This window comes from Polynucleobacter sp. es-EL-1 (assembly GCF_018687975.1).
GTDB lineage: Bacteria > Pseudomonadota > Gammaproteobacteria > Burkholderiales > Burkholderiaceae > Polynucleobacter.
This window is the reverse complement of sequence record NZ_CP061310.1, coordinates 231,921-255,185: the sequence shown is the minus strand read 5'-3', so window position 1 is coordinate 255,185 and position 23,265 is coordinate 231,921. Positions and strand designations below refer to the sequence as shown.

General features: G+C 44.7%; 24 protein-coding genes. 5 read left to right on the top strand and 19 right to left on the bottom strand.

Going from position 1 to position 23,265, the window contains the following annotated elements:
* The first annotated feature begins 43 nt into the window (after window positions 1–43).
* Complete coding sequence (locus tag FD974_RS01355; RefSeq protein ID WP_215365101.1) at window positions 44–1,522, top strand: NAD-dependent succinate-semialdehyde dehydrogenase; 1,479 nt, start codon at window positions 44–46, stop codon at window positions 1,520–1,522.
* Between the two features lie 82 nt (window positions 1,523–1,604).
* Here the strand turns inward: FD974_RS01355 and trmB are convergent, their stop codons facing one another.
* Genes trmB through FD974_RS01335 form a run of 4 tightly spaced genes read right to left on the bottom strand, consistent with a single transcriptional unit; the run spans window position 1,605 to window position 4,682 of the window.
* Window positions 1,605–2,402, bottom strand: coding sequence for a tRNA (guanosine(46)-N7)-methyltransferase TrmB (gene trmB / locus FD974_RS01350; protein ID WP_251374627.1), 798 nt, complete (start codon window positions 2,400–2,402; stop codon window positions 1,605–1,607).
* A gap of 1 nt (window position 2,403) precedes the next feature.
* Window positions 2,404–3,339, bottom strand: coding sequence for a UDP-glucuronic acid decarboxylase family protein (locus FD974_RS01345; RefSeq protein WP_215365098.1), 936 nt, complete (start codon window positions 3,337–3,339; stop codon window positions 2,404–2,406).
* Between the two features lie 22 nt (window positions 3,340–3,361).
* Entirely contained in the window at window positions 3,362–3,823 is a 462-nt protein-coding gene (locus FD974_RS01340; RefSeq protein WP_251374626.1) for a DUF2721 domain-containing protein, read from the bottom strand.
* A gap of 16 nt (window positions 3,824–3,839) precedes the next feature.
* On the bottom strand, window positions 3,840–4,682 hold the full coding sequence (locus FD974_RS01335) for an undecaprenyl-diphosphate phosphatase (RefSeq protein WP_215365096.1): 843 nt from the start codon (window positions 4,680–4,682) through the stop codon (window positions 3,840–3,842).
* 119 nt (window positions 4,683–4,801) lie between these two features.
* On the opposite strand from FD974_RS01335, the gene FD974_RS01330 reads away from it, so the two are divergent.
* Window positions 4,802–6,415 (top strand): TolC family protein, encoded by a 1,614-nt coding sequence (locus FD974_RS01330; protein ID WP_215365095.1) that lies wholly within the window; start codon window positions 4,802–4,804, stop codon window positions 6,413–6,415.
* A 21-nt stretch (window positions 6,416–6,436) separates the two neighbouring features.
* On the opposite strand, the gene waaC is transcribed toward FD974_RS01330, so the two are convergent.
* Genes waaC through FD974_RS01295 form a run of 7 tightly spaced genes read right to left on the bottom strand, consistent with a single transcriptional unit; the run spans window position 6,437 to window position 13,095 of the window.
* Window positions 6,437–7,486 (bottom strand): lipopolysaccharide heptosyltransferase I, encoded by a 1,050-nt coding sequence (gene waaC / locus FD974_RS01325; protein WP_215365093.1) that lies wholly within the window; start codon window positions 7,484–7,486, stop codon window positions 6,437–6,439.
* Window positions 7,487–7,527: 41 nt separating this feature from the next.
* Window positions 7,528–8,094 carry a dTDP-4-dehydrorhamnose 3,5-epimerase gene (rfbC, locus tag FD974_RS01320; RefSeq protein WP_215365091.1) on the bottom strand — a complete coding sequence of 189 codons (567 nt, stop codon included), beginning with the start codon at window positions 8,092–8,094 and terminating at the stop codon, window positions 7,528–7,530.
* An 8-nt stretch (window positions 8,095–8,102) separates the two neighbouring features.
* Complete coding sequence (gene rfbA, locus FD974_RS01315; RefSeq protein ID WP_215365089.1) at window positions 8,103–9,038, bottom strand: glucose-1-phosphate thymidylyltransferase RfbA; 936 nt, start codon at window positions 9,036–9,038, stop codon at window positions 8,103–8,105.
* Between the two features lie 11 nt (window positions 9,039–9,049).
* Entirely contained in the window at window positions 9,050–10,036 is a 987-nt protein-coding gene (gene rfbD, locus FD974_RS01310) for a dTDP-4-dehydrorhamnose reductase (protein WP_215365087.1), read from the bottom strand.
* 13 nt (window positions 10,037–10,049) lie between these two features.
* Window positions 10,050–11,108 carry a dTDP-glucose 4,6-dehydratase gene (gene rfbB, locus FD974_RS01305; protein ID WP_215365086.1) on the bottom strand — a complete coding sequence of 353 codons (1,059 nt, stop codon included), beginning with the start codon at window positions 11,106–11,108 and terminating at the stop codon, window positions 10,050–10,052.
* 22 nt (window positions 11,109–11,130) lie between these two features.
* The gene (locus FD974_RS01300; protein ID WP_215365084.1) at window positions 11,131–12,072 is read right to left on the bottom strand and encodes a glycosyltransferase family 2 protein; all 942 of its coding nucleotides are present in this window, start codon (window positions 12,070–12,072) and stop codon (window positions 11,131–11,133) included.
* Window positions 12,073–12,111: 39 nt separating this feature from the next.
* Complete coding sequence (locus FD974_RS01295) at window positions 12,112–13,095, bottom strand: glycosyltransferase family 10 domain-containing protein (RefSeq protein ID WP_215365082.1); 984 nt, start codon at window positions 13,093–13,095, stop codon at window positions 12,112–12,114.
* A gap of 169 nt (window positions 13,096–13,264) precedes the next feature.
* Here FD974_RS01295 and FD974_RS01290 point away from each other — a divergent pair, with 169 nt between their 5' ends.
* Entirely contained in the window at window positions 13,265–14,146 is an 882-nt protein-coding gene (locus FD974_RS01290) for an alpha-1,2-fucosyltransferase (RefSeq protein ID WP_215365080.1), read from the top strand.
* Between the two features lie 15 nt (window positions 14,147–14,161).
* On the opposite strand, the gene FD974_RS01285 is transcribed toward FD974_RS01290, so the two are convergent.
* From FD974_RS01285 to FD974_RS01250, 8 genes are all read right to left on the bottom strand, one after another.
* On the bottom strand, window positions 14,162–15,076 hold the full coding sequence (locus tag FD974_RS01285; protein ID WP_215365078.1) for a glycosyltransferase family 2 protein: 915 nt from the start codon (window positions 15,074–15,076) through the stop codon (window positions 14,162–14,164).
* The gene (locus FD974_RS01280) at window positions 15,076–15,975 is read right to left on the bottom strand and encodes a DUF6492 family protein (protein WP_215365076.1); all 900 of its coding nucleotides are present in this window, start codon (window positions 15,973–15,975) and stop codon (window positions 15,076–15,078) included. Before FD974_RS01280 ends, FD974_RS01285 begins: the two co-directional genes overlap by 1 nt.
* A 15-nt stretch (window positions 15,976–15,990) precedes the next feature.
* Complete coding sequence (locus tag FD974_RS01275; RefSeq protein ID WP_251374625.1) at window positions 15,991–17,394, bottom strand: hypothetical protein; 1,404 nt, start codon at window positions 17,392–17,394, stop codon at window positions 15,991–15,993.
* Window positions 17,378–18,358 (bottom strand): aspartate carbamoyltransferase catalytic subunit, encoded by a 981-nt coding sequence (locus FD974_RS01270; protein WP_215365075.1) that lies wholly within the window; start codon window positions 18,356–18,358, stop codon window positions 17,378–17,380. The genes FD974_RS01275 and FD974_RS01270 overlap by 17 nt, the downstream gene beginning before the upstream one ends.
* Window positions 18,355–18,861 (bottom strand): bifunctional pyr operon transcriptional regulator/uracil phosphoribosyltransferase PyrR, encoded by a 507-nt coding sequence (gene pyrR / locus FD974_RS01265; protein ID WP_215365073.1) that lies wholly within the window; start codon window positions 18,859–18,861, stop codon window positions 18,355–18,357. The genes FD974_RS01270 and pyrR overlap by 4 nt, the downstream gene beginning before the upstream one ends.
* A gap of 1 nt (window position 18,862) precedes the next feature.
* On the bottom strand, window positions 18,863–19,285 hold the full coding sequence (gene ruvX / locus FD974_RS01260; protein ID WP_215365071.1) for a Holliday junction resolvase RuvX: 423 nt from the start codon (window positions 19,283–19,285) through the stop codon (window positions 18,863–18,865).
* Window positions 19,278–19,862, bottom strand: a complete 585-nt coding sequence (locus FD974_RS01255; protein ID WP_215366521.1) for a YqgE/AlgH family protein — start codon at window positions 19,860–19,862, stop codon at window positions 19,278–19,280. The genes ruvX and FD974_RS01255 overlap by 8 nt, the downstream gene beginning before the upstream one ends.
* A gap of 137 nt (window positions 19,863–19,999) precedes the next feature.
* Window positions 20,000–20,674 carry a YdcF family protein gene (locus tag FD974_RS01250; RefSeq protein ID WP_251374624.1) on the bottom strand — a complete coding sequence of 225 codons (675 nt, stop codon included), beginning with the start codon at window positions 20,672–20,674 and terminating at the stop codon, window positions 20,000–20,002.
* Window positions 20,675–20,877: 203 nt separating this feature from the next.
* Here FD974_RS01250 and FD974_RS01245 point away from each other — a divergent pair, with 203 nt between their 5' ends.
* Both FD974_RS01245 and FD974_RS01240 read left to right on the top strand, forming a co-directional pair.
* Complete coding sequence (locus FD974_RS01245; RefSeq protein ID WP_215365070.1) at window positions 20,878–22,368, top strand: deoxyribodipyrimidine photo-lyase; 1,491 nt, start codon at window positions 20,878–20,880, stop codon at window positions 22,366–22,368.
* Window positions 22,369–22,405: 37 nt separating this feature from the next.
* Window positions 22,406–23,245, top strand: a complete 840-nt coding sequence (locus tag FD974_RS01240) for a symmetrical bis(5'-nucleosyl)-tetraphosphatase (protein WP_215365068.1) — start codon at window positions 22,406–22,408, stop codon at window positions 23,243–23,245.
* Window positions 23,246–23,265 lie beyond the last annotated feature (20 nt).

Below are 23,265 nucleotides of genomic sequence, written 5' to 3'. Positions count from 1 at the left end.
TTGGCATCTAACTGCTACGGCGGCAAATAATAGGAGACCCTTCATGCAAAAAGTAGACATTCGAAAACTACTAAAAGATCCAAGCCTTTTTAAAGAGGAGGCCTTTATTAATGGGCAATGGATCAAAGCAGATAGCAGCAATATGTTTGACGTTACCAACCCTGCGACTGGCGACCTGATTGGACAGGTTGCCAATCTAGGGCCGAAGGATGCTGAGCTTGCCATTCTTGCTGCTGAAAAAGCATTCCAGGACTGGAAGATGAAGACAGGTAAAGAACGTGCCAATATCATGCGCAAGTGGTTTGATCTCATCATTGCCAATACACAAGATCTGGCGACCCTGATGACTTTAGAGCAAGGCAAGCCCTTAGTTGAATCAACTGGTGAAGTGGCCTACGGTGCATCATTTATCGAATGGTTTGCAGAAGAAGCAAAACGGGTGGCAGGCTCAATACCAAGCACCACTTGGAGCGATAAACGCCTCATCATCATGAAGCAACCAATCGGTGTTTGTGTCGCGATTACGCCCTGGAACTTTCCGATTGCCATGATTACCCGCAAGATTGCGCCAGCGATGGCGGCCGGCTGCACCATTGTGATTAAACCGGCTGAGCTAACTCCGCTATCTGCACTTGCCTTGGCTGAACTGGCTCAACGCGCCGGCGTTCCAGCTGGAGTGATTAATATTTTGACGGCAGATGCCGAGCAATCTATTGCTATTGGCAAAACGCTTTGTGCCTCTCCGATTGTTCGCCATTTATCCTTTACCGGATCGACTGAAGTCGGTCGCATTCTCATGGCTCAGTGCGCCCCTACCGTCAAAAAACTCGCTCTTGAGTTAGGTGGTCATGCCCCCTTTATTGTTTTTGAAGATGCTGATATTGATGCGGCAGTAAGTGGCGCTATCTCATCAAAGTATCGCAATTCTGGTCAAACCTGCGTATGCGCCAATCGCTTCTATGTTCACAAAAAGGTTCAAGCAGAATTCGTTCAAAAGTTTGCCAAAGCGATTACTGTCATTAAACCTGGGAATGGAATGGATGCCGGAGTTACTCAAGGACCGCTCATAGAGCCTGCAGCACTTGAGAAAGTGGAGAGGCATGTTGCTGACGCCCTAAGTAAAGGCGCCAAGCTAGTGGCTGGTGGAAAACGCTCCTCCTTAGGTGGCACCTTCTACGAGCCCACCATTTTGGCTGACGTCACTAGCGACATGCTCATCACCTATGAAGAAACTTTTGGGCCAGTTGCACCGATTATTCCGTTTGAGACCGATGAAGAAGCAATTCAGTTAGCTAACAATAGCCAATATGGTCTAGCCTCCTATTTTTACAGTAGAGATATTGGTCGCATTTGGAAAGCAGCTGAAGCCCTTGAATATGGCATCGTTGGCGTAAATTCGGGAATCATTTCCAATGAAGTGGGGCCATTTGGTGGCGTCAAGCAATCTGGTCTGGGGCGTGAGGGTAGCGTCTATGGAATGGATGAATACCTCGAATTAAAATATGTGTGCTTGGGCCTGTAAGCCAAAATAGCATTCAGACAATCAGGCTACTTTTCCCCAAAGTGGCCTGATGTATTTTTACCTCTTATATATTGCGTCGGATTTATTTTTTCTTATAAACCAAATCCCAAACGCCGTGACCTAATTTTAGGCCCCGATTCTCAAACTTGGTAATCGGTCGGTAATCTGGTCTTTGTACATAGCCTGCTTGCTTTGACTGTAATTGCTTTAAGGTGGGCTTAAATTCTTTATTGGAATCTCCCTCCTTTAGAGCGTCATCAGGTGAAAATGTCTCAATCTGAATTTGCTCGACAGAAGTGTTCATGAATGCTGGCTCGCTATTTAAAACCAATAGCATTTGCTCAGCATAGTTATGCCAGTCGGTAGCCAGATGTAAATAAGCTCCAGGCTTTAAACGTGAGACTAATAACTTCACAAAGTCCGCTTGAATCAGTCGACGCTTGTGGTGTCGCTTTTTATGCCAGGGATCGGCAAAATAAATATGAATGCCGTCTAAAGAATTTGGGGCAATCATTTTTTCTAACACTTCAACGGCATCGTGTCGAATCAAGCGTAAATTCGTTAGATTATTTTCACCAATCAGCTTGAGCAGTGCACCAACACCAGGAGGATGCACCTCAATAGCTAAAAAATCATCGTCAGATCTCAAGGCGGCAATCTTGGCAGTAGTCTCACCCATGCCAAAGCCGATTTCCAGGATCTTAGGATTGGTAGTTCCTCCGAAAGTCTCTTTTAGGCATAACACCTTATCTTGAAATTGGACTAAAAACTGTGGGCCCAGTTCATCAATCGCCCGCTGTTGACCCGCAGTGGTTCGACCAGCCCTTAAAACAAAAGAGCGAATACGATCAAAATGCTTCTCGGATTTTTCCAAAGACAAGTTAAGCAACCACTTTCTTAAAATAAGCAATCGTCTCTTTTAAGCCATCCTCTAGATTGACCTTAGGCTCCCAGCCAAGCTTTGCTTTAGCTAATTCGATATTGGGTTGACGCTGCTTAGGATCATCTGATGGCAAAGGTTGATGGATGATCTTTGATTTACTACCGGAGAGCCTTAAAACTGCCTCAGCCAACTGCAGCATAGTGAACTCGCCTGGATTGCCGATATTGACTGGCCCTGTAAAACCCTCTTCAGAGTTCATCATGCGCACCATGACATCAATCAGATCGTCCACATAGCAAAAGCTTCTGGTTTGCTGGCCATCACCATAAATGGTGATGTCTTTACCTTGTAAGGCTTGCACAATAAAGTTACTCACCACGCGCCCGTCGTTGGGGTGCATGCGGGGACCATAGGTATTAAAGATGCGCACTACCTTGATATCTAAATTGTGTTGGCGGTTGTAGTCAAAAAAGAGGGTTTCAGCGCAGCGCTTGCCTTCGTCATAGCAAGAACGAATGCCAATGGGATTGACCTTACCCCAATACTCCTCTGGCTGGGGATGCACCTCGGGGTCGCCATACACCTCACTGGTCGAAGCCTGCAAAATTCGAGCTCTAGTACGTTTAGCAAGACCCAGCATATTGATAGCCCCATGTACGCTGGTCTTGGTCGTCTGTACTGGATCGTATTGGTAGTGCACTGGTGAGGCTGGACAAGCTAAGTTGTAGATTTGATTGGTTTCTACGTAGAGTGGGAATGTCACATCGTGACGCATGAGCTCTAAACGGGGGTTGGATAATAAATGGGCCACATTCTCTTTGGAGCCAGTGAAGTAGTTATCCACTACCAAGACATCATTGCCTTCTTTGAGGAGCTTTTCGGTCAGGTGAGAACCTAAAAAGCCAGCGCCGCCAGTGATGAGGATTTTATTCATGAGAGATCTTTATCAAAATAGATTATTTAGGAAAGGGTGTATTCCAACCAGCGGAACGATAAGCAAAGACCACTTCACCCAAGACAATCGAAAGTGAAGTCATAAAGGAAATTAAACCCAATACAAAGGTCCAAATGACATAGGTAGCTTGCAGAGAGCGAACCGCGCCCGCTTGAAAGAAAAATAGCTCAAGTACCGTTAAAGAAATGAATACGCCACTTAAGACATCAAAGAAAATTGCCGCAGTACAGAGACGTCCGCGAATTTTTGCTTCATTGGCCTCTTGTTTCATATGGCTTAGAACAGCTTGATCTTGAATAAGGCCTTCTTGAATTTTCTGCTGGATGGCCCGCATGCGATCAACTGAACGTGCTAAACGCGCTGAAATAGCATTAATTAATGTTGCCACCGCAGTTAATAAAAAAACGGGGGCTAAGGCCAGCTGAATATTATTAGTAATTGCGTCTATTGATGCATCCATCATGATTTCTGTAATCCTTTTAAGACCAAGCCACTAAGCCACTATATGCACTAAACAAGACCAATACTCCAAAGACAATACGATACCAAGCAAATGGAATGAAGTTATGCCCAGCCACATAATGAATAAGCCAACGCACACAAATAAATGCGGAGATAAATGCGGAGATAAACCCAACCACAATCGCCCAAGTGAAATCACCAGAAAGGGCTACCGGATTTTTCCACAGCTTCAGTAACTCATAGGCAGTGGCGCCACCAATGACCGGAATTGCTAGGAAGAAAGAAAATTCGGTCGCAACGGCGCGGGGCAAACCAAATAACATGCCGCCAATAATCGTCGCTCCAGAACGTGACGTCCCTGGGATTAGAGCAGCGCATTGTGCCAGCCCGACCTTTAATGCATCCATTGGCATAAGGTCATCCACTGTTTTAATATGGCTTTTCGCAATACTTATTTTTTGCTGTCGACGTTCTGCCCAAAAAATAATGAGTCCACCGACGATAAAGGCACTTGCTACTGGTATTGGAGAAAACAAAAGGGCCTTAATATGCTTGCCAAAAATAAATGCCAGCCCCATTGCCGGAATCGACGCAATAATTAGATTGATGACAAATCTACGGGAGGTGGGGCTAGTCTTGATGGTAGAGGCTACCTTCCACAGCTTTTCCCGAAACTCCCAGCAAACCGCCAAAATAGCGCCGAACTGAATAATCACCTCAAATGCCTTACCTCGCTCATCATTAAAGTCGAGTAAGTCACCCACCAAGATAAGATGCCCCGTACTGGAGATCGGCAAAAACTCCGTTAAGCCCTCCACTACCCCCAGTAATACTGCCTTGCCTAGCAAAATAAGATCCATAACCCTAATTTTATAGATAGATGAAGCCTTGCTGACGATTTGGCAAAATAAGGGTCAATAAAGGCACTTTGTACAAATAAGCCTTAAACTTCATGGCACAGAAAATCTATCTAAATGAGATGACAAAACCCGGTTTTAAAGCCCTCAAAATCAGTACCCTAAGCTTGATCCTGAGCCAGGTATTCGGTTTTGGCGCACTGTCATCCAATACTCTGGCGCAAAGTGCAAATGGGGCTAAACCCTCTTTACCAAGTCCCATTGGCGCGCAATCTTTGACTGGCCTAGAAATGCCGCCACAGATGGTATTGGCGCCCAAACCAGCTATCCCCACTAATCTAGCTCCGTCGAATGTTGCTGGAAGCAATGTAGCGAATGCTGAGGGGGCAACCGATCTCATTCGCCTCTACCAAGAGGCCGCTTTTAGCGACCCCGTTTTAAATGCAGCTCGCTTTAACTATCAAGCGAGCAAAGAGTTGTACTGGCAAGGTCTTTCCCTCTTGCTGCCTCAAGCCAATGCAGTACCTGGCGCAACCCGCTACTACCAACATGCCGGTGGAAATGCGCCTCCCGGTGTCAATACGGCATCCAGGGTTTACGACCAGAAAAACTACACAGTCACTTTGACGCAGCCGGTATTTAATATTGCGGCCTTCGAGGCATTTAAACAAGGTGATCTGAATACCAAAATAGCGGATATGCAATTTTATTCAGCGCAGCAAGATTTAATTATCCGTGTTTCACAGGCCTACTTTGATGCACTGACCAGCCAAGATAATGTTGAGCTATATCGTAATAAAAAAAGTTTGATTACCCAACAACTGGAAATTGCCCAAGCGAAATTTGATGCGGGTCTTGCAACAGTCGTGGATATCAATACCGCCCAAGCTGCTCTTGATTTGGCAAACTCTCAGGAAATTGCAGCCCAAGCAGACTTGATTGTTAAACGCGGTGTGTTGGAGCAATTGGTTGGACGCCCCGTTGGTCCATTAAAGCCCTTAACTAAGGAAGCTAAAATCGATGGCGTTTTAAAGGACCCGCGCTCTAAAAATAAAGACAGTAATGGCGTTCCGATTGCTGAGAGTGTCAACCCAATACTGCCCAAAGGACAAACTTTAGAGGATTGGATTCATCAAGCAGAAACAGCAAACTTCAATGTACTAGCGGGTCAACTATCAGTAAATCTGGCAGAGAGTACCTTTAAGGCTTCGCAAGCACTGAACTACCCTTCAGTCAACTTTGTAGGCACAGCAGGCTACAACACCTCCAATGGAACTGCCAATAGTTTGACGCCAGCGCAAACGAATATCTATAACAACACGATTGCCTTACAAATGAGCATTCCTCTGGTTTCTGGTGGATATAACAGCTCCTTGATTCGACAAAATGCAGCCCTGTTAGATGCAGCCAAAGCAAACTATGACAACTACCGCCGGACTGCTGCACAAAATACGCGTGCTGCTTTTACCGGTTTTTATGGCGGCTTAGCCAGCGTCAAAGCATTTGAAGCAGCTGAGCGCTCCTCTACCTCTGCACTGGACTCTAGCAAGCTAGGCTTTCAAGTAGGGACCTTAATCAATATTGATGTATTAATTGCATTAGACACCGTGATCACCACACGCTCACAACTACAGCAAGCCCGCTACAACACGATTCTCAATGCCATTAAATTAAAAGCCCATGCAGCAGCGCTCTCAGATGAAGATCTGATTGCTATTAACACCCTGTTACGCTGAGAGCTAAAAATTAGTCAATATTTAAGCTTGCTTTAAAAGCTTTAAGGATGCATCAAGAACCTCTTGAATGCTTGGTGGATTTTGAATGTCGCCTACGTTACAGATTTGATTAGACCAGTAACCTTCGGTTTTCCAACGGGGTGAATCGCAATAAATTTCAACAGTTGGCTTACCAAGAACTGCAGCAAGATGGGTCAAGCCAGTGTCGACCCCCACTGTTAAGGCAGCACCAGCAATGACTGAGAATGCCTCTTGAATAGAAAATGCCGAGGGGACAAAAGCATTAGGAATCTCTTTAGCAATTGATTGACTCACTAACTTCTCTGCAGGACTGCCCCAAGGAAGAATCACTTGATACCCACGAGCTGCCAATTCTTTACCTAAGGCTACCCAATTGGCTTCCGACCAACGCTTTGCTGCTCTCGCAGTAGAGTGAAAACACAAGACATAGGGCTGTTGTAATCCAACGACTGCAGTCTTAGGTATGCCCTGCGTAAATGCTAGGGGATAAAACTGGGGAGAATCACTGCGCTCCAATAAAGGCCAATCTGCAGCAGAGCACATAACCCACCGTGACCGATCTACTGCGTGACATTGTTTTGGAACTTGAACAGACTGGTTATAAAACCACCTTGCCAATGGCTCATACCCAGAAAACTCGGTTGCATTAGCAAGGCCTGCAACTACAGCATTAAAACTTTTCTTAGCCAGGAAGCATACGATGGCAGATTTTAAAAGGCCCTGGGTCTCAATAAGCACATCATATGTAGTAGCCTGAAGTAACTTACGAAAAGCAAAAAATTCTCGCCAGGTAGATAATTTAAGAAGATTTTTTTTCCAGCGGCGCAGACCAAAAGGAATAATCCGATCAATCCCTTTAAAACCGTCTCTAGATAACAGTGGTGTGAGTAGGTGTACATATCCCTCTTCAACCACCCAATCAATTTGTGCATCTGGCAAACGGGCTCGTAGATCCCAAACGATTGGCAGGTTATGTAAAACATCCCCGAGCGAGGAGAGCTTGACCAGTAAGATCTTGGGATTTTTAGAATTAGCAGATACTTTGCTCATGTGAGCATTATCTTATCTTTTAAATAATGGTCCTGAAATACTTAGAACTTAGGCGCTTTATCCCAGCTAAGACCTGCCGTGTCTTTTGCATTCATATTTGGCTGAACGCCTGTTGGCAAGGGCCACTCAATCCCAACAATTGGATCATTCCAGGCCAGGCAAGCTTCACTTTGCGGGTGATAGTAATCCGTGGTTTTATAAAGAAATTCAGCCGTCTCAGATAAAACCAAGAACCCATGCGCCAAGCCTGGCGGTATCCATAATTGCTTGTGATTTTGCGCGCTTAACTCGACACCAACCCATTTGCCATATGTGGATGAGTCTTTACGAATATCTACCACTACATCAAACACGCTACCAGCTACGACGCGCACCAACTTACCTTGCGTCTGCTCTAGTTGATAGTGCAAACCACGCAATGTCCATCGACGAGAAAAAGAATGGTTATCTTGCACAAAGCTCACATCCAATCCAGTAGACGCTGCAAAATCTTGCTCATTAAATGACTCGGTAAACCAACCACGATCATCGCCAAAAACTTTCGGCTCAATGATCAACACATCAGCAATTACTGTTGGCGTAAGCAGTAGCTTTGGCGGGTTACTCATATTCCTGCTCATCCAACAACTTTCTTGTGCGACAAAGAAACAGCTTGCGCAGAAGAATTGAGCTCTTTGAGAATCTTACTCAAATACTGGCCATAACTATTTTTACTCAGTTGTGTCGCCACCCTCAGAACATCTTCAGCAGTAATCCAGCCTTGACGATACGCAATCTCTTCAGGGCAAGCGACCATCAGGCCTTGGCGCTTTTGCAGGGTTGCAATAAAACCAGCAGCATCGAGCAATGAGTCGTGTGTACCAGTATCTAACCAAGCAAAGCCGCGCCCCATAATCTCTACGCTGAGTTCATTTTTTTCCAAGTAAACGCGGTTGACATCGGTAATCTCCAACTCGCCACGAGCACTTGGTTTAATAGATTCAGCAATGTCACATACTTGGTTGTCATAGAAATATAAGCCAGTTACTGCATAACTACTGCGAGGTGCCAACGGCTTCTCTTCAATAGACACTGCCTTATAGTCTTTATCAAACTCCACCACGCCATAACGCTCCGGATCATTGACGTGATAGGCAAATACCGAAGCCCCAACAGTGCGATGATTTGCGCTATTGAGTTGATCAACTAATTCATGTCCATAAAAAATATTGTCGCCCAGTACTAAAGCGCTCGGATCATTACCTACGAAGTTTTTACCCAAAGTAAATGCCTGCGCCAAGCCATCAGGCGAAGGTTGAACACAGTACTCAATATTCAGACCCCACTGCGAACCATCACTCAGTAATTCTGAAAAGCGAGGTGTATCGTGTGGGGTGGAAATGAGCAGGATGTCTCGAATGCCAGCCAACATCAGAGTACTTAATGGGTAGTACACCATTGGCTTGTCATATACCGGCATCAATTGCTTAGAAACAGCTTGAGTCACTGGGTATAAACGCGTACCAGATCCACCAGCCAAAATAATGCCTTTACGATTGGTTTGATTTGCCACTCTGACTCTCTCTAAATAAGTCTGCTGTGAACGAGATTTCGAACATAGGCTCGAACACCCTCATCCCACGATTGATTTAATAGCTGCAATTTTGACACATCACCAAGCGTCTCCAATACCTTGTGCAACTTATCAGTGGACATTCGAGAATTCATTGGCCTAGGAGCTGGTAGTGGATACTCAATTGCGGGTATTGGAAAAATAGTTTTTGGGCTTAATTTCAGGGCTAGGCCAGCATCAAGAGCTGTCTGAACAGCTAAAGTTGCTAACTCATACCAATTGGTCTGACCAGTGGGCACTGCATGATATATGCCAGATGGAAACCTTCTTAAACTACCCTGCTGATTAATGACTAAACCCAAGCTGATCTCTGCTAGCCATAGAGCGCTAGTGGGAACGCCATACTGATCCTCAATTACTCTCAACTCTTCTCGGTCTTTGGCTAAACGCAAGATAGTACGAATGAAGTTGCCCCCATCACCATATACCCAACTTGTTCTGAAAATAGCATATTGACCTGCAATACCCATCGATTGATCACTCGAGCCAGCAAAGACTTTGACAATGGCCTCTTCACCTGCAGCCTTACTTTTGCCATAAGTCCCCAAGGGATTACGAAGATCATCCTCTAAATAGAAGTCATACTTTTCTCCATCAAATACATAATCGGTTGAATAGTGCAGAAAAGTGGCTCCGTGTTGTACAGCATACTCAGCCATGATTTCTGGAGCGCGCGCATTGACAGCAAAAGCTAAATCAACTTCTGTCTCTGCTTTATCAACCGCAGTATATGCAGAGGCATTAATAATGAGATTGGGCTGGGATTCATTTAACAAACTGGTAACTGCTTGTTCATTCGCAAGATCGCATTGGGCGCGTCCAACATAGCGCACTGAGGGCTGGCTATTGCTATCTTGAGGAAGCAATAAATACTCATCCAATGTTTGCTGGAAAGCTTTACCTAACTGACCATCTTTACCAAATACTAAAACTTTCATAGGGTCTAGCGATCTAGTTGTACTGCTTAGATAGCCAGTCACGATAGGACCCGCTGACGACACCCTCAATCCACACTGGGTTGTCTAAGTACCATTGCACTGTTTTACGAATTCCCGTATCAAAAGTCTCTGCTGGACGCCAACCAAGCTCACGCTCTACTTTGCTGGCATCAATTGCATAGCGGCGATCATGTCCAGGACGGTCTTTAACAAAAGTAATTTGCTCGGCATAGGACTTTCCATCAGGACGTGGTTTTAACTGATCCAAGATAATGCAAATCGTTTTGACCACATCGATATTGGCCTTTTCATTCCAACCGCCGATGTTGTACGTCTCACCTAATTTACCTTTAGCTAACACCTCGCGAATAGCCGAGCAATGGTCTCCCACATAGAGCCAATCGCGGATCTGCTGTCCATCACCATAAATTGGCAAAGGCTTGCCATTGAGCGCATTGAGAATAACCAGGGGAATTAACTTTTCTGGAAAATGATAGGGGCCGTAGTTATTCGAACAATTGGTAGTGACTACTGGAAAACCATAGGTATGAAACCATGCCCGCACTAAATGGTCAGATGCCGCCTTTGAAGCAGAGTACGGACTATTAGGCTCATAGGGATTCGTTTCTGTAAAGGCTGGATCAGTTAAAGACAGCGAACCATACACCTCGTCAGTGGAGACATGATGAAAACGAAATTGCTCTTTTTCCATACCCTGCAGTCCACTCCAATATTCGCGCGCACACTCCAATAAATTAAAGGTGCCTACGATATTCGTCTGAACAAATTCAGCGGGTCCATGAATCGATCGGTCCACATGACTCTCAGCAGCAAAGTTCACAATAGCCCATGGGCGATGCTCTGCAAGCAATTTTGAGACTAGCGCTTTATCACCAATATCACCCCGAACAAAAACATGCCTAGAATCTTTTTGCAGAGATTGAAGATTTGTGAGATTACCTGCATAGGTTAATTTATCTAAATTCACTACTCCTTCAGCATCAGAGGATATGAGCCAATCTAAAACAAAATTAGCTCCAATAAAACCAGCACCACCAGTTACTAAAATCATGGGATATCTCTTTGGTTTTGCCTTATGGCGTATACAAAATATCTAAGTACTTGTTAAAACGTTTTTTGCCAAATAAAAGCTTTCCGAAATACTTAATCACCTTGAGCATACCTCTGGGCCTAGCAATGTGAGGGCCCTCAAGAATACTTCCATTAGATTTATCGCAGTTAATTAAGGCTGGATTAATAAAGATGCGATACCCCTTTTGGCGCAGCTCCCTATGAAAAGGAATGTGGTCAGCTACATCAATGCCTCCAGCCTGATCATCGGTTCCAGCATATCGACCAGCCAAGAAAGCCTCTCTGGTGTAAATGCCTAAACCGCCAAATGCAGAATCTACCTCAATGAGGTCTGCTCGAGGATCGATCTCAGCCTGCTTACAGCCCACTGCAATATTTTGCGCAGACTTGTCGCCCAAGATATTTTCTAATTTTCGCTTCTGCTCCCAGCAATCCATTGGATTCCAATAAGGATGGCTGAGCGCCCATACATCATAATATTCACCCAGTTGATTAGCGGTAATGACATCCCAAGGCTCATCAACCTCCCAACATTGCGCAATTTTTTCTTGGGTAACTAGTCCATTCATTCCATCCATATCGGCCATGGCAATGAAATCAACATCAGAATATTTTGAGTCCTGGGCCACTGCATCAATCACCAAATTGCGGCAATAAGCGATTCGGTCTGTTCTTTTAGATAGTGTTTTACTTAGCTGCCCAATGCTCACAAAAGAAAAGTTTGGGATTGCCTTGGAGAACTGCTCAAGCCTTTCCACCGTATCATCTGTTGAGTCGCTCTCGACAACAAAACAAAATACCTTCTTAAATTGATTCAGACTCGAGAGCAAATGCTCAAAATCATCACCAATCTGCGTCGATGCGTTGCGCACCGGCCCTGCCAACAAAATTGTGGACTCGGATATCGGCCTTCTAGGTTTTTTTAATACATTTATTAAGGACATGGAGGCATCTTACACGGAAGTTAGGTCTGAATAAGTCACTTATGGAGACCGAAAGTCTTGGACTATTTTTTGAACAATAGCATTAGCAAAACTCTGTGAGCTAAAAGGTGTAAATCCTGACCCCACCAGAAAATTCCGAGCGGAAGCCTGATATTCAGAAAACTCCTCGGGCGTCATTGACCGTATGTATTGGTATAACTCTTCGTAAGAACCAAATTTGCGAAAATCAATAAAACAGGTTGAAGGTATAGATTGAGAAACTTGAGCATCGCCCAAATAAATCGGAATACAGCCAGCAAATAGGCAATCGAAAATTTTCTCCGTGATATATCCAGGGATATCGCGTGCATTCTCATAACAAATACAAAACTTGGTTTGACTCAGTACTTCGTACTTTGTCTTTACAGGCCCTTGATAACTCGGGAAGATTGGTCTACCAGTTAGCCAAGGAATGATTTTTTCGACTCGATAACAAAGCTTGCCTGGGCGACTCAGTCTTTTCTGTGGAACCTTCCATCCGTTGCCATAAAGCTTAAAGTCATACAACGCATGCGTCTCAAACCACCGAATAGCTCTCACTCGCTCCGAATAAAGCTCTCGTCCATCAACCAAATTGGCGTGTCGATTACTACCGATAAGGCATAAAAAATCTTTCCGATCATTGAATTTGGGACTCTGAAAATCACGTGCACACTGCGTTGGAATGGGATTAGGGTGATGAATTCCAGCAAAACGATTACTGGGAATGATATTCCCTTTGCCATCCTTAAAACCATCTTTCAATAAGTCTCGATCCCAGGTAAAGATGAAATCAAACTGATTCAAATAACGATAGTCAGCATTTCTTGGGACAGTCAAAGGGGTTTCATACAAAATCAAATAATTCAGTTTTGCGAAAGACGGCACAAAATCGATAGACTCCACATATAAAGAGAAATCGGGGGCAATGTGATGGCGCTCGTTAATATCAGCGGTGTGCAGGGTAATTTGATTTTGCTCAGCTACATGCTTCAGCAGACGCATAGGCTCCAAGCAGTTATCGCGGTTTCGAGCGCTATGGGGATTGAAAATATCATCCCCGCCGTTCTCCCACCCATAAATACTGCCAATTAGCATAAATTACCTATCAATTTGATGGACAGAAGCGCAAATAAGGAAAAAAGATCTCATCTAATGCTTTAATTATAGGGATATGAACATCACAAGCCAAATCCAAGGCGGTCTCGGAAATCAGCTTTTCCAGTACGCCACTGGAAAAGCCCTCAGTAACCGACTGGGATACCCACTACAGCTAGATATCAATTGGTTTAGCCAAGGCTGGGAAGATGTCACCCCAAGACAATTTCTATTGCCAGAGTTAAAACTCAATTTTGGAATCGCTCACGTAGAGTCACCTATCGCCGCACCCAAAAGATGGCGCCGAATTGCGCAAACTATATTGCCAATTAGCCCCTACGTGCTGAGTGATCGCCCTTATCGCTTTAATCAAAATCTAAATCACTTTAAGCCCTATCCAAATCAAGATGTATATCTGATGGGTTACTGGCAATCCTTTCGCTATTTTGATTCAATTCGAAGCCAATTAATTTCAGAAATAATACCGACACAGGCTCTATCTAATCACTACCAATCTTACTTAGAAAAAATTCAAGGCACTTCTTCTGCCCTAGTTCATATTCGAAGAGGCGACTACATTCATCTGCCCGTAGCAGCAAAAGTGCATGGATTCTTAGGTTTAGAGTATTACCAAAAAGGCATGGATCAGCTCTTAGCAAAAGATCCTGCTACCCAATTCTTTATTTTTTCAGATGACCTCAATTGGGCTAAAGCCAACCTCCCATATCAAGAGAGGTTGCACTTCATTGAGAACGCGAATGAACATAATGCCCCTGTGCAGGAGCTATTTTTAATGTCGCAATGTAAAAGACATCTCATTGCAAATAGCTCTTTAAGTTGGTGGGGTGCCTGGCTCAACTCCAATCCCAATCCATTTGTAATTGCGCCGCAGAACTGGACGAATGACACTCATAAAAGTTGGGATGATTTGCTGCCACCAGAATGGCATAGAATCTAAAGACTAGCGCGCGAATTACCCAAAAATTGAAGCAATAGCAGCCATCATTAAGCGCTCTAAACGGGTCAGGGGCGTAAAAATACCATTACCCCGAAACTGATACCGAGAATATATTTGATAATTGGCTGCCACTGAAATGCCAGGAATCTTTTGATTCAATTCCATTAAAAATTGACCGCCAATTTTTAACCTTTCCAACCAATGCAATCTTCTAGGAATCAAGCAACGATCAATTCCTAAAGTATTGAGATACATGGCTCTTCGCTCATCAAAAATAGTATTTACTTTGGAGTTTTGAACCTGGCTAATTTGATGTGCATGTACGCGGTAAGTGATTAAATTTTGAGGTACATTTCCAAACTTACATCCATCTAGTGCCAAATTAACCCACATCACATAATCTTCCGCACCATCATTACCAGGTAAATAGGGAGTCTTTTTGAAAACCTCAGCTCGACCCATCACAGATGGATTGCAGAGGGGGCTACATACAGAAATCATGGCGCGAATATCCGCGTCCGAATGACGTTGTTTGGAGCGCTTAATTTTGCCAGTGGCTTGATGAAGCACCCAATGATCTGTGCCACACAGATCTAGGCAATGAGATTGCAAATATTGAAGCTGAAGCTCTAATCTCTTGGGTTCAGCAATATCATCCGAATCCAAAAAGGCAATGTATTCACCTTGCGCCATCTCCACCAAGGCATTTCTAGCGCTGACCAAACCTTTATTTTTGGGAAGAAATACTTTTTTCATACGAGTATCAACATAAGAGTCAATAATCTCGGCAGTGCCATCGCTAGAGCCGTCATCAAGAACAATGAACTCAAAATTAACAAAAGTCTGATTTAAGATGCTTTCAATAGCGGCGGCAATGTATGCCTCAACATTGAAAGCGGGCATCAGAACGCTAACTACTGGTTTTGTCATTAGATAAAGCTTTGTAAATAGCGACCAAATCGCTTGAGGCGCTTTAGTAGCTGTGACGCAAGAGGCTTTTGGGATTGTCCAAGCGTTAGCTCTGACTCCCAGGCCGACTGGTAAATGATCCCGAGATAATTTTGCACAAGCTTGGCCCGCGTTTCACCTAAACGCTTCATTAGAAAATATTGCCAGTCATAGTGATAGGTTCGGAATAGTGGCTCAATCGCAATTAGGGGAATAGCGCGGTATTTAAGTAATGCTTCACCATAAATTAAGGTCTCAGGCAGATCCGGGCTAATCAATTCCCATAAGCAAATGCCTTTTGCTTGCAAGTATTGCTCGTCCAGAGATTTCCATACCTTTGCAGACCAAATGAATGGGGCTGGCGCGCAATAAAAGTTAGGGCCCTTTCGATCAAACACCGCTTTGACACGCTCCGCCTCCATGCGAAGATCTCTCTCCACCTTCTCTTGGCCACGGTTAGTTGCAATTTGGAAGAGTTCCTTGTTTTGATGAAGTACTGTGTAAGGCACGCCATCACTTGTCAGAAAATCTGCTTTATAAAAATTGCGGATGAAGACGCAATCAGAATCAAGGCACAAATAGTTTTCTGCAAATCCGAGCCGCCAAAATTCAGACTTAATAATTTGCTGCGAAAGACCGCCAGGCATTACTTGGTATTTTGCAAAATCCGCCTTAGGATTTGCAACAACAATTTCCTCGTCTGCCACCCAGACGTAACCCCTCTTACCAAGAACGTTTTCTAGCAATTCTTTCTCTGATTTTGGGGTGGAGATGTAAAAATCTAGGCAATCAATATTGAATTGATTTACAGACTCTAGCAGGCGCTTTAGGCGCAGAAAATCTCTAGAATACGATTTGCAATAGAGAACGAAGTCTTTCAAACGAGCTTCCTATAATTATTTTGCGCGACTTTGTACTTGGGTCAATATGGTATTCACCGCTTGATCCACACCAATTGGCTTCCAAATTGGCTCAATCAACTGCTTTGACTGCCAGTCTAACCAAATTCTCTCAAGCGCCATAGAAACTCCGGCTGAATCACCCTCAGCACTTAAGTAAGCACCTCTATCTAGTAGCATTTGATCTAACTGAGGATTGCGATGTGTAATGCCCCAGATTGGGCGGCCAGTCCAGAGGTAATCGTAGAACTTTGATGGAATGTACTCAGCACACCACTCATCATTGCCATGTAACAAAATTAGCGCATCAGCTGCCTGCATCTTTTCAGCCACTTGTTGACGGCCCGATTTTCCGGAAACTGGATCCCTCTCTAAGCGACCATGAGCCAGCAAAATATCTTCAAAACCCAATTGCTTTATTGAATCGACAGATAAAGAATCTAAAGGCGCACCGTAAGCGTGTATTCGAATTTGATCTCGAGCCTCTGGATATTTTTTTAGCAAAGGCACTAAGGCCTTAAGAATGGTAGAAAGCGAGCGGTCGTTTGCCAAGGAACCAAAATGGCAAAGGTTTAATTGCTCAGTGTATTGATGAGTCTGGTTGCTCTCTAGACCCCCTGGAGGCTCAGCCCCAGGCGTTACAACAAACCCATGAGCATTATTAGGGGTATTCAGATTCACATTACGAACCTTTGCGTAATGCAAAGCACCGTCAGTAAACCACCAGACCTTGTCGGAAAATCGCGTTAGTTGATTTTCTAAGTAGTGACGAAAACGGGCATCACGATTTTTAGGCTTCTCAAAACCTTGATCCTCTGGACTTTTTCGAATCACCAAAGGATCATGCACTTCAGAGATCAACTCAATACCAGTAGCCTTCTTTAACCAAACACCGGCAAGGTGAGCGGACCACGCACTACCAACTGAGAGCACCACATCTACCTTGCCAGCACGAATTAATCTATAACCATGCAAGAAAGCGGGAAGTGACCAGGACCATTGACTTGAGTAGCCAAGCAAAAGCTTCTCAATTGCAATAAAGGGGGCCAACAATAAAGAAACTGTTCTGGTCGTCAGTTTGTAAATTAAACCTCGCCCATACTTATTAGCCACCCAGTGTCGAAAATCAAACCGAAATCCTGATGGACCCCAAGCAATAAATTGATAATGCGGAAAACGGGAATCTTTCAAACCAGTAATTGCGCTAAACACAATCGGCTCAACTCCAGCCTCTAATAAGTAAGGAATCTTATCTGTAATCGTCAGACTTGCTGCACGGCCATCCATATTAAAGGCGTGGGTCAGAATTAACCAACGTTTTTTAACGGTGACAGAAGGTAAGGTAATGGAACTTTGAATATTCACCAATTCATCCAGCTTGATATCAATTACCCGCAACAATAGACATGACCGCCATACGCACTGCAATACCAAAAGTCACCTGATTCAGAATGACAGACTGAGGACCATCAGCCACTACTGAATCAATTTCTACGCCTCTATTCATAGGGCCTGGATGCATCACAATGGCATCGGACTTTGCCAAGGCTAAACGCGCGGGCGTTAAGCCATACTGCTTAAAAAAGGCGTCGCCTTCTGGCACCTGCCCTATTTCCATGCGCTCTTTCTGGATCCGTAGAGTCATTACTACATCAACACCTTTGAGACCTTCTTCCATGCTGTGGAAAACCTTTACACCCTGCATGTCTAGGTCATTTGGCAAAAGGCTTTCTGGGCCAATCGCTCTTATATCTGTGCAACCCAAAGTTCTTAAGGCGCAAATATTCGATTTAGCAACACGACTATGGACAATGTCACCGATGATCGCCACCTTGAGTCCGCTAAAGTCTTTTTTAAAGTGGCGCATCGTATACATATCGAGCAAGCCCTGGGTGGGATGCTGATGACTACCATCACCAGCATTAACCACATGCACATGCGGTGGGACATGCTGCGCAATTTCAATGGGTGCTCGAGAGACGCTATGGCGCACTACAAAAATATCAGCCTGCATAGCTACTAAGTTATCAATCGTATCTAATAAGCTCTCACCCTTTGCGGTTGAGGAAGTTGAAATATCTAAATTGATAACATCTGCGGACAAACGCTTGGCTGCAATTTCAAAAGTGGTACGTGTACGGGTCGAGTTTTCAAAAAAGAGATTGAAAACACTTTTACCCCGCAGGAGCGGCACTTTTTTTACCTCTCTAGCAGGATCAGTAATGCTCACAAATTGCTGAGCAGTATCGAGAATGTGAAGAATGTGCTCTTTTGGCAAACCCTCTAAAGTCAATAAGTGGGTTAACTCACCAGCGGCATTAAATTGATTTACCGGAGTAATCACTGAATTATTAATGCCACTCATTCTGCACGCCCCTCTAACTGGAAGCTGAACTTGCCAGCACCATCTTTTTCTAGAACTAAAATTTGATTATCAGGAATAGTCACTCGCTCTCCCACAAAGTCAGCCGCTATGGGCAATTCTCGATTATCACGATCAGCTAAGACCATTAACTCCACCTTTGCCGGCCTACCAAAATCAAATAACTCATTGAGTGCCGCACGAACTGTACGACCAGTCAGCAAAACATCGTCGATCAAAATGATGCTTGTGCCATTGACTTCAAAAGGAAGATGGGTAGGCATGGTACTGGCAGTACGAAGCGCTGTCATACCTTTCTCAGCATAATCATCGCGATGAAAGGCCACATTAATGGCGCCATAGTGAGATAAATTGAGATCCTTTGCCAAGCGTTCTGCGATCCAAGCACCACCCATTGCAAGACCAGCCAGCTCAAATGAGTCACCGGCCTTTTTTCGCTGACTCAAAGTCTCTAGTAATTTCAGATAGGACTGCTCTGCATTCATCTCAACTTATCCAATTCTTTTCAAGAAAATACTGCTCCAAAATCAGGGCTGCCGATTCGGCATCCAAATTGTCCCGCATCTTGGAATCAGACTCTAAAATTGCCGAGCTATAGCGCTCGTCCACCCAATCGACTGGTAATCCAAAGCGACCGTGTAGCTGATTTCCAAAGCGGCGCGCTTTGGCGCTCATTTCATGTTCAGTACCGTCGGGGTGACATGGTAAGCCCACCACCAGCTGATTTGGTTGCCACTCCTTCAGTAATAGTTCAATTGCTCGAAAGCGCATATCCTCAGATGATTCCTCAATGATCTTTAATGCCTGTCCGGATTTGCTCAAGGTATTGCCAATCGCTACGCCAATCCGACGTGTGCCATAGTCAAAAGCCATCACCGTCAGGTCTTGACGCTTCCCTTCCTCAGGCATGTCCAGCCTCGCTAGACAAATGGCTGGGATCAAAGCCCAAATGACTCATCGTACGTTCATAGCGTTGACTTACAGGGGTATCGAAAATAATCTCCGTCATTTGCTGACGAGACAAAGGAACGTTCATCCAACCATTGAGGCTGATTTCCTCCTCAAGTTGGCCAGCACTCCAACCTGCATAACCCAAAGTCATTAAAAATTTTCTTGGCCCATTCCCTATGGCAACTGCCTCCAAGACATCCTTAGAGGTTGTCATGGTCAAGCCACCAGGAACTGCCAAAGAAGATCTATAGAGACTGCCAGTATTAGGTTCATGCAATACAAATCCTCGCTCTACCTGCACCGGGCCACCGAAATACACTGGTTGAGTTGATAAAGGTGTACTTTCTAGTTTGATTTCGATCTTGTCAAAAAGCGAAGCTAAATCCACCTCAGTGGGGCGATTGACTACCAGACCCATTGCACCACGATCAGTATGCTCAAACAGATAAATGACAGTACCCGCAAAATTGGGATCAGCCATTCCTGGCATGGCAATCAAGAATTGATTGGCAAGATGGTCAGCTGAAAAAGAAATCACAGATCCCAAGTTTGACGCCTGGGGATTCTGGGTGAGATTGACATCTTGTCCCACGGGGGCTTTTTTAGCCGTGCTCATTGGGCTTATTTTACCGAATTTGGCACCTCATGAGCTTAAAAGTGAATTCTTGCGCTCTAGATTTTTCCAGTCATCCAGTAAGCTACAAGCCCAATGACTTCATGCAGTAAATTGTTCCAATTTTTCGCACCATCCTCCAAGTCAAATCCAGTCCAGTGCAGCTTATGCGCAGTTTGATAATCCACCGGTACAGGAATTACTTCTATCCCCTGTTTTTGAAAGATCCGCAAAGATCGATACATATGACTTGCTGAGGTAATAAGAAGCCAAGGCTTAGGAGTTAGTACCCCCCCATTGATGCCTTTAGCCTCGAGCTCCAGAATCATCGGCTTCATATAGAGAACATTCTCGTAGGTATTGCGAGATTGATTCTCATATTGGGCATTCTGGTCCGGGAGCCCCTGCTCAGCAATTAACTGCTTAAAAGCATCGGCCTCAGATACCCCTTTTGGCGACAGTCGACCAGAAAAGCCACTGAAAATATAGGGTAGATCTGGATAACGACGAATCAGCTCAAAGGCTTTGGTCACCCGCTCTGCAGCAGATCCAATAGAGATCTCGCCCCGATCTACCGCAATTTCACCACCCTCGATAGCGCCGCCCAAAATAATGATTCCACCAAGATCATTTTGAGAAATCTGCGCTACATTGATTTTTGGCACTGCTTCTTCCAGGGCCCTGAGAAACAGTTCAGAACTTGGGAGCCAGCCAACAAGTAACAAATCAGCCATTGCCAGCACCAAAAAACGCTTACATAAATGTGGTTTTCTAAGACTCAAAAATAAGAGGCTGAGGGCGACAAAGACAATGACCCAATTTAAGGGCTCAATGCAAAACTGCACGATTTTGGAAATGATAAAAAATAGGGTGTCCATATAGGCAATATTACCTGCAAGCCGGGCGCAATTAGTCAATAAGCCCTAATATAGGGGCTATGCAAAAAGCTCTCGTTTGGCTCCGTCGCGACCTGCGTCTCTATGACAATGCAGCGCTTCATCACGCCCTGAAAAATAATGCTCAAGTTTGGCTAGCGTTTATCTTCGATACCGATATTCTGGATCCGCTCAAGTCTGAAGATCTAGATGCAAGCGGTCTCAAACATGATCGCCGCGTAGATTTTATTTGGCAAGGTCTAAAGCAAATCGATGAGCAATTACGAAATCAAGGTGGAGGACTGATTGTTCAGTTTGGCAAGCCTACTTCGTGCATTCCAAAGATTGCGGAGACTTTGGGCGTCAATACCGTATATACCAATCATGACTATGAGCCTTGTGCAATTGAGCGAGATTTATCGGTAAGTACTTCACTCAATAAACTGGGTATTGGTTTTGAAACGTTTAAAGATCAAGTCATCTTTGAGAAGAAAGAAATTCTGACGAACTCTAATACGGTATTTTCAGTTTTCACTCCCTACAAAAATAACTGGCTCAAAACGCTTCAAGAAAAAGATATTGCCGCTTATGACTGCACTCCCAAAAAGGGACAGTGGGGCCCAATACCTAAAGCGCTACAAGGCAATCTCCCAAGCCTGCAATCTATGGGTTTCACACCCACTGGGATTGAAACCTACCTACCGCCAGGATCTGAAGGTGGTCAAAGTTTCCTAGAGGACTTTCTGCTCCGCATTGACCAGTACCAGATTGGTCGAGATTTCCCCGCTATTAAAGGGGTAAGCTACCTTTCTACCCATTTGCGCTTTGGCATGCTATCCATCAGGGGCTTGGTTCGAGAAGCCCATCGACGCATGCTTGCGGGCAGCATGGGTGCCACCATTTGGTTGAGCGAATTAATTTGGCGAGATTTTTATTTCATGATTCTGGCGAACCACCCTCGCCTTGCTAGCGGAGCTGCCTTTAAGCCAGACTATGAACAGATTCAATGGGAAAGTGGCGCCCATGCTGACAAACTATTCAAAGCCTGGTGCGAAGGCAAAACAGGCTATCCACTCGTGGATGCGGCCATGCATCAGCTCAATCAAACTGGCTACATGCACAACCGCTTACGCATGGTCGTGGCAAGCTTCTTAAGTAAAGATCTGGGAATCGATTGGCACTGGGGCGAAGCCTATTTCGCCAAACACCTAAACGACTTTGAACTCTCATCCAATAATGGTGGCTGGCAGTGGGCCTCTTCATCCGGGTGTGATGCGCAGCCCTACTTTAGAATCTTTAATCCCATTACACAATCTGAAAAATTTGACCCCGAAGGTAAGTTTATCCGCCGCTATTTACCGCAACTAGATAAGTTATCCAAAAAATCCATTCATGCGCCTTGGGAGGCAGGTCACTTGGAGCTTGAAGCTGCCGGCATCATATTGGGTCGCGACTATCCATTCCCGATCGTCAACCATGATGAGGCACGCAAGAAGACTTTGGTGCGCTACAGCGTAGTAAAAAAAGTAAATCCTGAAGAAGCTGGGGCCTAAATAGATGTTTTTAGTCTATTCCGATTTAAGATAAGACATGAGCAAGATCTACGCGGTTGGCGATGTTCAAGGATGCGCCCCATCCTTGAAGGCGCTCGTCAAGAAACTCCCTGCAAAATCAAAGATCATTTTCTTAGGAGATCTTGTCAATCGTGGCCCTGACTCCCTAGGTGCATTGCGCTACCTTAAAAGGCTTCAAGAAAGCCAACGTATTGAATGCATTTTAGGTAATCATGACCTGCATTTACTGGCTGTCGATGCTGGTTTACGCAAAACCAAAGGTTTGGATACCGTTCAGCCTATTCTCGATGCCCCTGATCGCGCAGAACTAATTTCTTGGTTGCGTCACCGGCCCATGGCGCTGAGCAATGGCAAAGTATTAACGGTTCATGCAGGGGTGCTTCCGCAGTGGGACCTACAGCAAACAATTGAGTGTGCACAAGAGGTGGAAAAAGCGCTGCGTAAAAAATCTTATAAAGATTTTTTAGCAAATATGTATGGCAACTCTCCAAATAAATGGAGTAACTCCCTTAAGGGATATGAACGCCTGCGCGTCATCACCAACGCGCTGACCCGCATTCGCTTCTGTACCCCCAGTGGAGCCATGGAGTTTGAGAGTAAAGAAGGTTTTGAGAATGGGCCTAAAGGCTATCTACCGTGGTTTAAAGCTCCCAAGAGAAAAACAGTTGACACGCTCATGTACTTTGGACACTGGTCTACTTTAGGCTTACTACGCAGTAAAAATGTGATTGGATTAGATACGGGATGCGTGTGGGGCGGAAAACTCACCGCTATGGAAATCCCAGAATCTGGCAAGGATAGTCAAAAATTAGAGCTTATTCAGGTTGCTGGCTACGACCATCCACTCCGAATGTAATCCTGCATCTCGATCTTTAA

Coding starts and splice junctions, on each gene's coding strand:
- FD974_RS01290 (WP_215365080.1), top strand. CDS start 13,265: ATGAACATCACAAGCCAAATCCAAGGCGGTCTCGGAAATCAGCTTTTC.
- rfbB (WP_215365086.1), bottom strand. CDS start 11,108: ATGATTTTAGTAACTGGTGGTGCTGGTTTTATTGGAGCTAATTTTGTT.
- FD974_RS01330 (WP_215365095.1), top strand. CDS start 4,802: ATGACAAAACCCGGTTTTAAAGCCCTCAAAATCAGTACCCTAAGCTTG.
- pyrR (WP_215365073.1), bottom strand. CDS start 18,861: ATGAATGCAGAGCAGTCCTATCTGAAATTACTAGAGACTTTGAGTCAG.
- FD974_RS01245 (WP_215365070.1), top strand. CDS start 20,878: ATGCAAAAAGCTCTCGTTTGGCTCCGTCGCGACCTGCGTCTCTATGAC.
- FD974_RS01285 (WP_215365078.1), bottom strand. CDS start 15,076: ATGACAAAACCAGTAGTTAGCGTTCTGATGCCCGCTTTCAATGTTGAG.
- FD974_RS01250 (WP_251374624.1), bottom strand. CDS start 20,674: ATGGCTGATTTGTTACTTGTTGGCTGGCTCCCAAGTTCTGAACTGTTT.
- rfbC (WP_215365091.1), bottom strand. CDS start 8,094: ATGAGTAACCCGCCAAAGCTACTGCTTACGCCAACAGTAATTGCTGAT.
- FD974_RS01355 (WP_215365101.1), top strand. CDS start 44: ATGCAAAAAGTAGACATTCGAAAACTACTAAAAGATCCAAGCCTTTTT.
- FD974_RS01335 (WP_215365096.1), bottom strand. CDS start 4,682: ATGGATCTTATTTTGCTAGGCAAGGCAGTATTACTGGGGGTAGTGGAG.
- FD974_RS01345 (WP_215365098.1), bottom strand. CDS start 3,339: ATGAATAAAATCCTCATCACTGGCGGCGCTGGCTTTTTAGGTTCTCAC.
- FD974_RS01295 (WP_215365082.1), bottom strand. CDS start 13,095: ATGCGTCTGCTGAAGCATGTAGCTGAGCAAAATCAAATTACCCTGCAC.
- FD974_RS01300 (WP_215365084.1), bottom strand. CDS start 12,072: ATGTCCTTAATAAATGTATTAAAAAAACCTAGAAGGCCGATATCCGAG.
- FD974_RS01240 (WP_215365068.1), top strand. CDS start 22,406: ATGAGCAAGATCTACGCGGTTGGCGATGTTCAAGGATGCGCCCCATCC.
- FD974_RS01270 (WP_215365075.1), bottom strand. CDS start 18,358: ATGAGTGGCATTAATAATTCAGTGATTACTCCGGTAAATCAATTTAAT.
- FD974_RS01340 (WP_251374626.1), bottom strand. CDS start 3,823: ATGATGGATGCATCAATAGACGCAATTACTAATAATATTCAGCTGGCC.
- waaC (WP_215365093.1), bottom strand. CDS start 7,486: ATGAGCAAAGTATCTGCTAATTCTAAAAATCCCAAGATCTTACTGGTC.
- ruvX (WP_215365071.1), bottom strand. CDS start 19,285: ATGCCTGAGGAAGGGAAGCGTCAAGACCTGACGGTGATGGCTTTTGAC.
- rfbD (WP_215365087.1), bottom strand. CDS start 10,036: ATGAAAGTTTTAGTATTTGGTAAAGATGGTCAGTTAGGTAAAGCTTTC.